Here is a 13295-nt window from a genome sequence, read left to right as displayed (position 1 = left end):
CTACCTAGGTAGGGTATAATGAAAGTATATAAGGGTTAACGTATTGAGGTTAACATATTAAGGAGGTCATATTATGGCAATTATTACAGATGTTTACGCAAGAGAGATCCTAGATTCCCGTGGCAATCCAACAGTGGAAGTAGAAGTGTATTTAGAAGACGGCACAATTGGTCGTGCTGCTGTTCCATCTGGCGCGTCCACTGGTCAATTTGAAGCAGTAGAGCTTCGCGATGGCGATAAAGGTCGCTACTTAGGTAAAGGCGTAGAACAAGCTGTTCATAATGTAAATGAATTAATTGGTCCTGCTATTCTTGGTTTTGATGCATCAGAACAAGTAGCTATTGATAAATTAATGATTGAGCTTGATGGTACTCCTAATAAAGGTAAATTTGGTGCCAATGCGATTCTTGGCGTATCTATGGCAGTAGCTCAAGCGGCAGCTGCTTCTTATGATTTACCATTATTCCAATACTTAGGTGGTACAAATGGTAAAGAATTACCAGTGCCAATGATGAACATTTTAAATGGTGGTGCTCATGCTGACAATAATGTGGACATTCAAGAGTTCATGATTATGCCAGTAGGTGCAGAGTCCTTCAAAGAAGCATTACGCGCTTGTGCAGAAGTATATCACACACTTAAAAATGTATTAAAAGCTAAAGGTCTTGCTACTGGTGTGGGCGATGAAGGTGGTTTTGCACCAAATCTTGGCTCCAATGAAGAAGCATTACAAGTTATTTGTGAAGCGATTAAAGATGCTGGTTATGAACCTGGCACTGATTTCAAATTAGCTATTGATGCGGCGTCTTCTGAATTCTTTAAAGATGGAAAATATAATTTAGCTGGTGAAGGCAAAGTTAAAACTGCCGCTGAAATGGTTGATTTCTATGAAGCACTAGTAGAAAAATATCCTATCATCTCTATTGAAGATGGTTTAGCTGAAGAAGATTGGGAAGGCTGGAAATTATTAACAGAGCGCCTTGGCAAAAAAGTTCAATTAGTAGGTGACGATTTATTTGTAACAAACACAGAACGTTTGGCTCGAGGTATTCAAGCTGATACAGCAAACTCTATCTTAATTAAAGTAAACCAAATCGGTACTTTAACAGAAACTTTTGATGCTATTGAAATGGCTAAACGCGCAGGCTATACTTGTGTTATTTCTCACCGTTCTGGCGAAACAGAAGATAACACTATCGCTGACATTGCCGTAGCAGTGAATGCGGGCCAAATTAAAACTGGTGCACCAGCTCGTAGCGAACGCGTAGCTAAATACAATCAATTACTTCGCATCGAAGACTTATTAGCTGAAACAGCTCAATATCGTGGTCTTGATGTATTCTACAATTTAAAACATAAATAATATATAGATTCATCACTTAGATGTATCTATAGTTAAAAGTTTACATCACATAATAATGCTTAGATGCAATTCTACAAGGCTGATACAAGGCCTTAAGGAGTTAGCATCTAAGCATTTTATTTGGGCCATATTTTCCACTTTCCTAAAGATGGAGTATAATAGAAACTGTTCTTAGTACTTTACTAGCATTTTGTAATAGTAAACTACATAATATAAAAGCACCTAAGTGTCTAAATATAAAAGCATGTAAGAACTAAATGTAAAGCAGCTAAGGTATTAAAATGAATCTAAAGTACTAAAATGCAACTAAGGCATTAAAAACATCTAAGGCACTAAATATTAAGCATTTAAGATGCTAGCTATAAAATCAGTAAGGCGCTAACTATTAAGGGTCTAAAGCTTAAATGTGAAGTATTTAAAGCACAAATTTGAACGCACATTACAAGGAGGGACGGCATTGCCTAATTTATATATCGGCCTGGTACATTATCCAATTTACAATAAACATATGGATGTGATTACAACGGCAATAACTAATTATGATATTCATGATATTGCTCGCGCGGCGATTACTTATGACGTGAGCCGCTATTTTGTTATTCACAATATTCCAAGCCAAAGAGAATTAGCGGCTAAAATAATGGAGCATTGGCAACAAGGCTTTGGCAGTACCTACAATCCTGACCGCAAAGAAGCGTTTAATGGGGTAGAATTAGTTAATTCTATTAAGGTGGCCATTGATAAGGTTATAGAGCTTGAAGGGAAGCGCCCCTTAGTTTGTACTACTGATGCACGTACCTATGATAATACAATTACCTATAGTGGATTGCGTAAAAACCTTGAATTTGGGGACCTTCCTGTGTTAGTATTATTTGGTACCGGCTATGGTATGACAAAAGAAACAATGGAAGAATTTGACTATATATTAGAGCCTGTATATGGGCATGGTGAGTACAATCACTTGTCAGTGCGAAGTGCTGTTTCAATTATTTTGGATCGTCTTCGCGGTGAAGCTTGGTGGGAAAAAGCCTAATAGTCAATATGTAAGACCTAGTGAAGCGTGATATATAATATCTATTGCACTAGGCGCATTTTTATAGGAGGTAATACAATGTCTGGACATTCAAAATGGGCCAATATTAAACATAAAAAAGGAAAAACTGATGCGATTAAAGCAAAAGTAACGACTAAAATTAGCCGTGAAATCACTGTTGCTGCTCGCATGGGTGGTGGCGATCCAGTAGGTAATATGCGTTTAAAATTAGCGCTTCAAAAAGCTCGTGAAAATAATATCCCTAAAGATAATATTCAACGTGCGATTGCTAAAGGCGTAGGCGCTACTGAAATGGATAATTACGAAGAGATTACTTATGAAGGCTATGGTCCTGGCGGCGTGGCACTAACTGTAGAGTGCTTAACAGATAATCGCAATCGTACAGCGGCAGATGTGCGCCATGCATTCTCCAAAAATGGTGGTAATCTTGGCGAAACAGGCTGTGTAGCATGGATGTTTAAGCGCAAAGGTATCTTCGTTATCGCTGCAGAAGGTCATGATGAAGAAGAATTAACTCTACTTGCTTTAGAAGCAGGGGCAGAAGATTTAAAATCTGAAGACGATTCGTTTGTTATTTATACCTCTCAAGAAGATTATGATGCAGTAGAAGCTGCTTTAGCTGAAGCGGGCATTGAAACAGAAGTAAGTAAAATTACTATGGTGCCGGATAATAATATCGAGCTAGAAGGCGAAAATGCTGAAAAAATGCAAAAAATGCTCGATGCATTAGATGATCTTGACGATGTGCAAGATGTCTACCACAATGCTATTCTTCCTGAGGAAGAAGAATAAATTCAATATAATAGCGCCATTACAGTGTTTTAAGTTTTAAGGCTCTGTGATGGCCTTTTTATTTGCGATTATAGGCGTATTATTTGAATTCTGCAAGTATGCATTTACTTCACTATATTTATATCTATCAATATGATATAATTAATTGGTAATCGCTATTGATTATTAATGATAGTATAATTATTTTTACTTGTTAGTCATTGTGAAAGGATGATAGGTAAAATGAAGCAATATGATATTATTGTAATCGGCACTGGTGGTGCTACCATCGTTGCTGATGCGGCTATAAAAAAGGGAAAGAAAGTAGCTATTATTGAAAAGGCTAAATTTGGTGGCACTTGCTTAACTCGTGGCTGTATTCCTACGAAGGTTATGGTTACTGTAGCCGATGCAGTGCGCGAGATTGAAGAGCTTCCTAAAATTGGCGTTAAAGTTGAGCCTGCCAGCATTGACTGGGATCTTATGTCCAAGCGCGTGTGGCAAAAAATTGATGAAAGCATTGGCATGGAAGCATACTACAAAAAGTTCGATAATGTAGATGTATATAATGGGGCTGCCTCTTTTGTTAAAGATAAAGTGGTAACTGTTACTTATACTGAAGGTGGTGTAAGTGAAGAGATTACAGCGCCAATTATTATTCTAGGTGTAGGTGGCCATACTAAAATCAATCCGATTAAAGGCCTTGAAGAAGCTGGTTATATGAGCAGTGAATCTTTATTTGGCAATAAGTACCCTAAGAAGCCATTTAAGAAACTCATCGTAATGGGTGGTGGTCCTATTGGTACAGAGTTTGCTCATGTATTTGCTGCAGCAGGTACAGAAGTAACGTTGATTCAACACAATGTGCGCTTATTACCTAAAGAAGACGAAGAAATTTCTGAACAGATTTATAAAGACATTACGCGTCTAGGCATTGAAGTGATTCTTAACCAAGAGCCGCAAGAAGTGCGCGTAGAAAATGGCGAAAAAGTAGTTGTTATTGAAGACCGTAAAACAGGTGAAATCCGCGAAGTACGTGGAGAAGAAATTCTCATGGCATCTGGTATCAAACCAGCTACTGAGGAGTTAAAATTAGAAAATACATCTATTGAAACTATGCGTGGTGGCTGGATTAAAACAAATGAATTCTTAGAAACCTCTGTAGAAGGCGTATACGCTATGGGCGATGTGAATGGTGAGGCACCATTTAGACATAAGGCTAATTATGAAGCTGATATTATCGCGCATAATTTATTCTTTGCTGAGTCACCGCAAGATTTCCGCTGGGCACGCTATGATTTAGTGCCAGCTGTTACCTTTACTTATCCTCAAGTAGGTCATGTAGGTTTAACAGAAACTCAGGCTAAAGAATTAGGCTATGAAGTTAAAACTGGTAAAAACTATTATTCCGCATCGGCTAAAGGCTTTGCTATGGGCTTTGATCCAGGTGATGAAAATGATGGATTTGTTAAAATTGTTGTAGATACTAAGACTAATCATATTTTAGGTGTTCATGTAATTGGCCCTCAAGCGTCTATTTTATTCCAACCATATGTGAACTTGCTCAATAGTGGAGATACTCCATTGACTCCAATTAATGAAGAGATTGGTTCACCATTGACGAAACAATTGCGCAGTGAAGGGTTAGTGCGTAAAATGGATCCTCATTCTGTTATTACTGTTGGGGAAACTATGACACCGCATCCTACTTTGTCTGAAATCGTTATGTGGACGCAAGTATATTACGAAAACCGCTGGTAAGCCGTTTTGTTTAAATGATAATTGATAGGCTTCTGGTCATTAAGGCTATGAGAGCGTATCATGGCTAGGCGAATATGGATTCGTTTTGTAGTAAAAAATAACAACCTAATGGTTTAAAACTCATATAAATTAGATGAAAAAATCATAAATAAAACATAAAATTCTTATTGATAATTATTGAGAAAAGGTGTACAATGATTTCAATGAGAATAATGATAATCCGTTAGCTCCTTATGTGCTAACGGATTATCTATTATATATGGTATTGTAAAGAATATGAAAAGTTTTTATTGATTATTCATTATAAAGATGAGTGGGGTAAATGATGCAAGACTTATTAATACGCATGTATGTGCCAAATCGCGATTGTGTAAAATCACCTATGGTTCGCACAAAATATGGCGATTTAGCTAGTATAGCAGGCATTGTAATTAATCTATTGATCTGTATTGGGGAAGTGGCTGTAGGATTTTTAATAGGCTCTTTAGCTATGATTAGTGACGGTATACATAATATTACAGATGCCGGTGGTTCTTTAATCTCCTTAATTAGTTTTCGTCTCGGTGCGAAGAAAGCAGATGAAGCGCATCCTTTTGGCTTTGGGCGCATGGAGTATTTGCTTTCCATTGGATTTGCTTTATTGTTATTCGTCTTAGCCATTCAGATTCTCATTGAAGCAGTGCATCGCATTATGAATCCAGAAGTAGTGCCATTTTCCCTTACTTCAGTAATTGTTATGCTCTGTGCGATGGGATTGAAACTTTGGCTCTATAGTTTTTTAAAATATATTGGAGAGCTAGTTGATTCACCTATTTTAAGAGCTAATAGCTTAGAAACTTTGTCTGATATTTGGGGTATTGCAGGTGTTACAGTGGGCTTGGTTATAGGTGGACTATTTGCATTACCTGTAGATGGCTATTTGAGCTTTTTAGTGGCCTTACTTATTGGTCGAGCGGGTTATCATGTATTGTCTGATGCGATTACTCGTATTTTAGGACAAGAGCCAAGTCCAGAGCTTGTATCGTCTATTGTAACCCTTGTAAAATCCTATAAAGGGGTAGAAGGTGTTCATGATTTAGTTGTTCATGACTATGGACCAGGCAATGTGTTTGCTAGCATTCATGTTGAGGTAGATGCTAAAGTAGATGTGATTAAAAGTCATGCCCTAGTTGATCGCATTGAACGTGATGTGGCAGATAAACTATATGTAAACTTAACGATTCATATGGACCCACGTATTATTAATGATGAAATGATTAAACTTTATAACATGGTAGATAAAGTGGCAAAAGCGTATAATCCTGATATTTGTGTATATGATGTACAAGGCATTCAAGATGGTGAGCGAACGAGAGTGTCCTTTGATATGACCGTACCTTACTCTAGTAATGCGAATATTGAAGATGTGTCTAATAGCATTAAAAGCATTTTAGAAGCAGTTCATCCTAATTTTGATGTTCATATCAATGCAGGTAGGCGTTATACAGGGAATCAACACATTCACCCATAATCTTTGGATAAGAGGAATCTGCATTTAATTTATTGAAAGCATTCATAAGAAAAGCCTTACTCAAGTAATGTTACATATATTGTAAACATTATAATGAGTAAGGCTTTTAGTTTATGTAAAAGGAGATTAGTTGTTTAAGCTAGCTTCTTGAACAGATTGTTCAACTGTATCTTCTATTACTACATGGTTGATATCGCTAGGGTAGCCGTGTTTTGCAAAATCAGCAGCGGCTGTGAAGAGAATATCAGTGGAAGAGTTGAGTGCTGTTTCAGTGGAGTCTTGAAGAACTCCGATAATGAAACCAACACCTACGACTTGCATGGCAATGTCATTGGAGATACCGAATAGGCTACATGCTAGTGGAATAAGCAATAAGGAACCGCCAGCAACACCAGAGGCACCACATGCACCAATAGTAGCAATAATGCTAAGAAGTAGGGATGTTAAAAAGTCTACTTGAATATTGAGCGTATTGGCAGCGGCTAGTGTCATGATAGTGATAGTAATGGCTGCACCTGCCATGTTGATAGTAGCGCCTAAAGGAATGGCAATGGAGTAAGTATCAGGGGAAACGCCGAGGCGTTTGGCAAGATCCATATTGATAGTGGCTCCCAGCGGAATCGACACAGAATAGGTGTCCTCATCCAATCCCAAATCCTCACATAATTTCATATTTACCGGAATATTAGCTGCTGAGCTGCGAGTAAAGAAGGCATAAATACCAGATTCACGCAAGCATTTTAAGGTAAGTGGATACGGATTGCGGCGAATAGCCCAGAATACAATAATTGGATTGATTACAAGGGCTACAAAGAACATACTGCCTAATAATGTAGCAAGTAATACACCATAATCTAATAATACTTCAATACCATTGGTAGCAATTGTTTCAGCTACAAGGCCCATAATACCAAATGGAGCTAAGCGGATAACCCATTGCACACAGGTAGTAACAGCATCTGAAATATTAGCAAATACTTCTTTTGTTTCATCTGGTGCATGGCGAAGAGCGAAGCCGATGACTACGGCCCAGCTTAGAATACCGATGTAATTACCAGTCATAATGGCATGGAGTGGATTGTCCACAGCATTTTTTAATAGTGTAATGAGGACTTCGGCAATCCCTTCTGGCGCTGCTGTTTCCTGAGTGGCATTAACTAAATGCAAAGTAGTAGGGAATACAGTGCTTACTACTACTGCTAACGCAGCGGATAGGAAGGTACCTACAATATACATGCCAATGATTTTTCTCATTCCCGATTGCTGCCCCGCACGGTGGCGACATACAGCGGCGATAACTAAGAAAAATACGAGAACTGGTGCAATCCCTTTTAGGGCACCTACGAAAATAATGCCGAGTAGGGATAAATTTTTACCTATGGTAGGATTAATGAGCGCTACCGATATACCGATAATAAGGCCAATAATGATTTGTTGGATGAGGCTCAATCGGTTTAGCACTTGTAAAACATATTTCATCACAATCTCTCCTTTTTGAATATACATTTCCTTGTAATGGACATATGTCATTATAGAACGGATAAAAAAGATTGGCAAGTGTTTTTTATTGATTTTTTTATAAAATAAAATTATATTAGTGTTTTTTGTGATGACTTTACAAGGGGCTTTTAATTTTTGTATACTAAAGAGACGCAGTAAGGGTTTTGTATTATTAGTAAAGCGATGTGAAGATGATGAATGATGTGAAAGTAAAAACTGTATCGCCTATAGATTCCAAAGCAGATGTAGATCTTGCACAGGAAGTAATAAAAAAGGGCTTGCAGTTTGAAAATAATCAAGATAAAGAAGTATATGTACAACATGTATTTTCTCATATTGCTAAACACTATGATTTGATGAATACGATTTTAAGTTTTCATCAAGATGCTTATTGGCGCCGTTTTGCCGTTTCGAAACTTAAATTAGAAACAGGCCATCGCTTACTTGATGTAGCGTGTGGCACTGGGATGTTAACTATTGAAGCACTGAGACAACATTCAGATATTTCTATTGAAGCACTCGATTTCAGTCCTGAAATGTTACGCCGTGGACAGGCGCGCTTGGAAGAATTAGGCCTTCTTGATAAGGTGAGCTTAGTGGAAGGCGATGCTATGGACTTACCTTATGAAGATAATAGCTTTGATTCCGCTATGAGCGCTTTTGCACTACGCAATGTGCCGAGCATTGAAGTGACTTTACAGGAAATGATGCGCGTAGTTAAGCCTGGTGGCTATGTGGTCACATTAGAACTAGCTAAGCCAACGATGATTGGTTTTAAACAGTTATATTATTTATATTTTGAAAAGATTTTACCTATTCTTGGTAAGCTCAGTAAAGATAAGTCCTCCTATGCGTGGCTTCCAGAATCATTGCGACGCTATCCTCATCAGTCTAAGGTGCTAGATATTTTTAAAGCCGTAGGCTATGAAGAGGCGGAGTATTTTGAATTAACTGGTGGCATAGTGGCTGTTCATGTAGGTCGTGTACCAGAAAAGTAAAAAATGAGTTTGAGGAGATAGCAAAAAGGGCTGTCACCGTAGTGCTGAATATAATCAGCACAGGGTGACAGCCCTTTGTTAGTTATTACGAAAAAGTAATGACTAATAGATAGTAAGACTATTTACAGAATGAACGATTATTGTACATAGAATACAAGATTTACTGTTTTTACTACAGATAAATCGCCTTGCTCTACAGGTGTTGTAGTTTCTAGAGCACTAGCAGCCATTTTATACATACGAGGTGTGTTGTCTAATGTATAAGTGTTAGTAGAGTTTACAGACGCTTCTTTGATGCCTTTGATTTGTTGACCTAATGCAGCAGCGATAACTTCAGCTTGATGACGGCCATTTTTAACAGCTTCTGTAGTCAATTGATCGCTAAGGGATTGGTTTACATCAGCTTCAAAAGAAAGGGATTGAATGTCATTAGCACCAGCACCTACTGCGCGGTCAATGATTTGGCTTACTTTGCTTAAATCATTAATGCGAACAGTTACATTGTTAGATACAGTGTAGGATTGAATAGAATTATCGCGTTGACCTTTTACAGTTTGGTAATCGTACTGTGGGTTAACGGAGAAGTTAGAAGTTTGGATATTGTTTTTAGTCACACCTACTTGAGCTAAGCTAGCAATTAATTGGCTCATAATGCGATCATTTTCGCTCTTAGCAGTCATAACATTATTAGCATTGCTAGTGATACCTAAGCGCAATGTAGCATAAGTCGGTGCAATAGAGCGGTTAGCCATGCCAGTTACTTGGATTTGAGATTCAGGTACATCAGCACCTTGTGGAGCTGCTAGAGCAGCGCCAGTAACACCTAGTGCAAGAGTGGCAGCTAAAATTGTACGGGTTAATTTTTTTGTTAATTTTAAATTCATAATAAACTCCTTTGTTACTCTTTCTAAAAAAAGTATAAGAATGTTAATAGAACTTTACACTTCATTAGTTCTTTACTGGTAGTATACCAAATAAAAAAGAAAAAAGCAAAACTTAATGGACAAATTCAGTTTTTTGTCCATTATCAAAAGATAGATGTTTTTAAAAATTTTTGTTGATGTAATTAAAAAAGAGAGTATAATAATAACGTACATATTTTCTGTATTATAGAAAGTATGATCTTCAAGTTATGTGTTAATATTTGGAATACTAATGTTAGACTATTTGGGAATGAAAGGCCTAAATACAAAAGAGGTAATTAATATAAGAGGTGATATGATATGAAATATTGGAAACAAATTATGCTTGTGTTAGCAGTAGTGGGTGGTGTTCAATTGGGTATGGCTCAACAGGTAATGGCTGCCGATTGGTATTATATTGGAGCCAGTGCTACGGAAGAGCAATATAGTGTTGATAATAGTCGAGTAGAGAAAAATGATAAAGAAGCAACCATGTGGATTCGCGTAAATCAACTTAATAAGGATTATTATGAGCAAAAGATAAAGCTTAATAAGGAAGATAAGACGATTCAGATTTTAGAGTTGCGTTTATTTCACACTACTGGAATTCCTTATAATGATGATGAATTTACTTATGATAAGTCGGTACAACCGATTGTACCTGAGACAATGGGGGAAGAGATTTACAAATTGGTATGGAATAATTAGATTGTATACTAGACAAGGGGTACAATCCGTGGTACTGTAAAAAGAGAAATTTAGATATTTCGATATGTTCACAGTAAAGGAGTTTTGTATATGAATCCTATTGATATATTATTAAATCACCGTACTATTCGTGAATTTAAATCAACACCTATTACACCGCAGCAATTAAATGTGCTATTAGATGTTGCTAAGCGTACCGCTTCTAGCCAAGGTATGCAGAGCTTTAGTATTATTCGTATTACTAAGCCTGAATTGAAAGCTGCTATTGCAGAAATTTGCAACCAAGAGTATGTAGCGCGTGTGCCTGAGTTGTTAATTTTTGTAGTAGACTCTTATAGAAATTCTCGCATCGCTCGTGAACAAGGCGTTGTAAATGATAATGAGCGCGATAGCGATCGCTTCTTCCAAGGTTGGACTGATGCAGCTCTAGCAGCGCAAAATGTAGTGGCTGCAGCTGAGCTTGCTGGCTTTGGAACTGTATATTTTGGCAGCATTTTAAATAATGTGCCTAAGATGATTGAATTATTAGGTTTGCCAGAGCTTACATTCCCTATGTTAGGTCTTGGTATTGGGGTGCCAAATCAGGAACCTCAAGCAAAACCACGCATGCCAAAAGAAGCGAATATTTTTGAAGACTCCTATAAAGTATTTGACTCTTATATGGATTTGTTAGAAGAGTATGATGAAGAAATGGGCCAGTATTACGATTTACGTGATACAAATCGCCGCGTTGACTCATTTACCTTGCAGATTGCGAAGAAAAGCCAAAATCCTACGCCTATGCGTCAGAAGTTAATTCAACAGGCTGAAGCTCAAGGCTTTAAATTCAATTTATAATTTCTATAACTAAATGAGGGCTTTCTTTAATTTCTGAGATAAAACTCTCATAGATTATAAGCAGCACATTATAAGTGATGAGAGATTATAACTCATTGCTAAATAATAAGAGTCTTGAAATTGAATTATGAACATAGCCAACTTTATATGTTGGCTATGTTTTTCTATATAAATTAAAGAGTGAGCGCAGCATGACTCTAAATTATAGGGGGAATTAGTATGGTATATGATATTGCCATTGTCGGAGGTGGTCCGGCAGGTTTGTCGGCGGCAGTAACAGCGCGTGTACGTGGCAAATCTGTTGTTTTGTTTGAGTCCGGTGGCTTTAGTGATAAGTTAAGAAAAGCGGAGCGCATTGACAATTATTTAGGATTTCATACCATAAGCGGTACTGATTTAATGGATACATTAGTGGCTCAAGCATTAACCTATGAACCAACGATTGTGAATGAACGAGTGCAATCCATCTTTCAGGGAGAGCCTTTTACAATTCTTACGGAAGAAGGCGTGTATACAGCACATAGTGTAATCTTAGCAACAGGGGTAAGTATGAATGGTACCATCCCTGGAGAAAAACAATTACTAGGGCGAGGCGTTAGTTATTGTGCTTCTTGTGATGGCCAATTTTTTAAAGAAAAAGAAATAGCTATATATATTAATACTGAACATGGGTTAGATGATGTGAAATTGTTGGCAAGTTTAGCAGCTACAGTAGCATTATATGTAGATCCAAGTTTATCTTTAGATATATTTAAGGAGAGTAACTTACCAGGATCAGTACAACTCTATCATGAGCGAATTCTGGGGATAAATGGAGACGGTCGTGTTGAAGCTGTTCGAAGTCGAAACGAGGAGCGCGCAGTAGATGGTATTTTTATATTGAGAGATTCCAATCCGCCAGATAATATGATTGATGGATTGGAAGTTAGTAATAATGCGATAGAAGTAAATCGTTTTATGGAAACAAATTTTGCCGGACTCTTTGCTGCTGGTGATGTAGCTGGGGCCCCTTTGCAAGTATCTAAAGCAGTAGGGGATGGGCAAATGGCTGCATTCAGTGCTGTAGCATATGTAAATAAACGTTAGAGGATGTTTCAATCGAATGGTAAGACGAAGAGACATAAGTATAAAAAATATATAGTAGAGCTACATATAAGTAGAAATACATAAGCAGAAAGAGTTGCGCTGAAAAACATAAGTTAAAAAACATAAGTACAAAGATATAAACAATAAGAAAGTAATAAAAAAATAAGTATAAAAATATAAATATAAATACTTAAGACATATAAATACTTAAGACATATAAATACGAATAAATACAAATAAATACGAAGATGTTTATATACTATATCATTTTCAAATTATTGTAGGGAAAGATATTAGTTACTTATGTATCAATTGAGTTTAATTAGAGAAATTCGCAGATAGCAAAATATTTGCGAATTTTTTTAATTTAGGGGTTGACTAAATATTCTGAAATGGGTATACTAACAAAGTCGCTGTTAACGAAAGCTAATTACATGCTACTTTTTACTAAATAGAGAGTAGCTTGTAAATACATTACATAAATTAGGAAATATAAAATTTTCGAAAAATTTATGTAAAAAAGTAGTTGACATGAAATGTGTGACATGGTAGTATATACAAGACGTCGCATCAAGCGACATCAGATCTTTGAAAACTGAACAATGTAAGGTAATCATTTCAATACGAAATGAACATATGCCAGAGTGCGGGTTTCACTAAGTTGAAACCAACCAAAAAATTCTAAGTTAGATAGCAATGCTAAACTAACAGACAACAAATAACGAGCTAGCAAATAGCTTCAAGATATCTTGGAGAGTTTGATCCTGGCTCAGGACGAACGCTGGCGGCGTGCTTAACACATGCA

11 protein-coding genes and 1 rRNA gene are annotated in these 13295 nt (G+C 37.0%); 10 read left to right on the top strand and 2 right to left on the bottom strand.

The features are described from left to right. Positions 1–73: 73 nt before the first annotated feature. The 5 genes from eno (at position 74) to QZR90_RS02285 (ending at position 6459) form a co-directional block, all read left to right on the top strand. The gene (gene eno / locus QZR90_RS02305) at positions 74–1363 is read left to right on the top strand and encodes a phosphopyruvate hydratase (RefSeq protein WP_295788325.1); all 1290 of its coding nucleotides are present in this window, start codon (positions 74–76) and stop codon (positions 1361–1363) included. A gap of 457 nt (positions 1364–1820) precedes the next feature. Then, complete coding sequence (locus tag QZR90_RS02300; RefSeq protein WP_295788578.1) at positions 1821–2396, top strand: RNA methyltransferase; 576 nt, start codon at positions 1821–1823, stop codon at positions 2394–2396. Between the two features lie 78 nt (positions 2397–2474). Beyond that, entirely contained in the window at positions 2475–3209 is a 735-nt protein-coding gene (locus QZR90_RS02295) for a YebC/PmpR family DNA-binding transcriptional regulator (RefSeq protein WP_295788322.1), read from the top strand. Positions 3210–3431: 222 nt separating this feature from the next. Next, on the top strand, positions 3432–4949 hold the full coding sequence (locus tag QZR90_RS02290) for an NAD(P)/FAD-dependent oxidoreductase (protein ID WP_295788319.1): 1518 nt from the start codon (positions 3432–3434) through the stop codon (positions 4947–4949). 322 nt (positions 4950–5271) lie between these two features. Continuing rightward, entirely contained in the window at positions 5272–6459 is a 1188-nt protein-coding gene (locus tag QZR90_RS02285; protein WP_295788318.1) for a cation diffusion facilitator family transporter, read from the top strand. 126 nt (positions 6460–6585) lie between these two features. Here QZR90_RS02285 and sstT read toward each other — a convergent pair whose 3' ends face one another. Then, on the bottom strand, positions 6586–7938 hold the full coding sequence (gene sstT / locus QZR90_RS02280) for a serine/threonine transporter SstT (protein WP_295788317.1): 1353 nt from the start codon (positions 7936–7938) through the stop codon (positions 6586–6588). A gap of 206 nt (positions 7939–8144) precedes the next feature. Here sstT and QZR90_RS02275 point away from each other — a divergent pair, with 206 nt between their 5' ends. Beyond that, entirely contained in the window at positions 8145–8957 is an 813-nt protein-coding gene (locus QZR90_RS02275) for a class I SAM-dependent methyltransferase (RefSeq protein ID WP_295788314.1), read from the top strand. 137 nt (positions 8958–9094) lie between these two features. On the opposite strand, the gene QZR90_RS02270 is transcribed toward QZR90_RS02275, so the two are convergent. Further along, positions 9095–9841 carry an SIMPL domain-containing protein gene (locus QZR90_RS02270; protein ID WP_295788312.1) on the bottom strand — a complete coding sequence of 249 codons (747 nt, stop codon included), beginning with the start codon at positions 9839–9841 and terminating at the stop codon, positions 9095–9097. A gap of 339 nt (positions 9842–10180) precedes the next feature. Between QZR90_RS02270 and QZR90_RS02265 the strand changes: the two genes are divergently transcribed. The 4 genes from QZR90_RS02265 to QZR90_RS02250 form a co-directional block, all read left to right on the top strand. Continuing rightward, the gene (locus QZR90_RS02265; protein ID WP_295788310.1) at positions 10181–10567 is read left to right on the top strand and encodes a hypothetical protein; all 387 of its coding nucleotides are present in this window, start codon (positions 10181–10183) and stop codon (positions 10565–10567) included. 90 nt (positions 10568–10657) lie between these two features. After that, on the top strand, positions 10658–11404 hold the full coding sequence (locus QZR90_RS02260) for an NADPH-dependent oxidoreductase (protein WP_295788307.1): 747 nt from the start codon (positions 10658–10660) through the stop codon (positions 11402–11404). A 219-nt stretch (positions 11405–11623) separates the two neighbouring features. Further along, positions 11624–12490: an NAD(P)/FAD-dependent oxidoreductase gene (locus QZR90_RS02255; RefSeq protein WP_295788305.1), complete on the top strand. Its 867-nt coding sequence runs from the start codon at positions 11624–11626 to the stop codon at positions 12488–12490. A 746-nt stretch (positions 12491–13236) separates the two neighbouring features. Then, a 16S ribosomal RNA gene (locus QZR90_RS02250) occupies positions 13237–13295 on the top strand; the annotation flags it as partial.

Source organism: uncultured Veillonella sp., from assembly GCF_900545795.1.
Classification (GTDB): Bacteria; Bacillota; Negativicutes; order Veillonellales; family Veillonellaceae; genus Veillonella_A.
Note: the sequence above shows the minus strand (reverse complement) of the source record. Positions and strands in the feature narration are given on the sequence as shown.

Excerpts from the sequence above, each read along its gene's own strand:
- eno (WP_295788325.1), top strand. The coding sequence starts at position 74 with ATGGCAATTATTACAGATGTTTACGCAAGAGAGATCCTAGATTCCCGT.
- QZR90_RS02295 (WP_295788322.1), top strand. The coding sequence starts at position 2,475 with ATGTCTGGACATTCAAAATGGGCCAATATTAAACATAAAAAAGGAAAA.
- QZR90_RS02290 (WP_295788319.1), top strand. The coding sequence starts at position 3,432 with ATGAAGCAATATGATATTATTGTAATCGGCACTGGTGGTGCTACCATC.
- QZR90_RS02285 (WP_295788318.1), top strand. The coding sequence starts at position 5,272 with ATGATGCAAGACTTATTAATACGCATGTATGTGCCAAATCGCGATTGT.
- sstT (WP_295788317.1), bottom strand. The coding sequence starts at position 7,938 with ATGAAATATGTTTTACAAGTGCTAAACCGATTGAGCCTCATCCAACAA.
- QZR90_RS02270 (WP_295788312.1), bottom strand. The coding sequence starts at position 9,841 with ATGAATTTAAAATTAACAAAAAAATTAACCCGTACAATTTTAGCTGCC.
- QZR90_RS02265 (WP_295788310.1), top strand. The coding sequence starts at position 10,181 with ATGAAATATTGGAAACAAATTATGCTTGTGTTAGCAGTAGTGGGTGGT.
- QZR90_RS02260 (WP_295788307.1), top strand. The coding sequence starts at position 10,658 with ATGAATCCTATTGATATATTATTAAATCACCGTACTATTCGTGAATTT.
- QZR90_RS02255 (WP_295788305.1), top strand. The coding sequence starts at position 11,624 with ATGGTATATGATATTGCCATTGTCGGAGGTGGTCCGGCAGGTTTGTCG.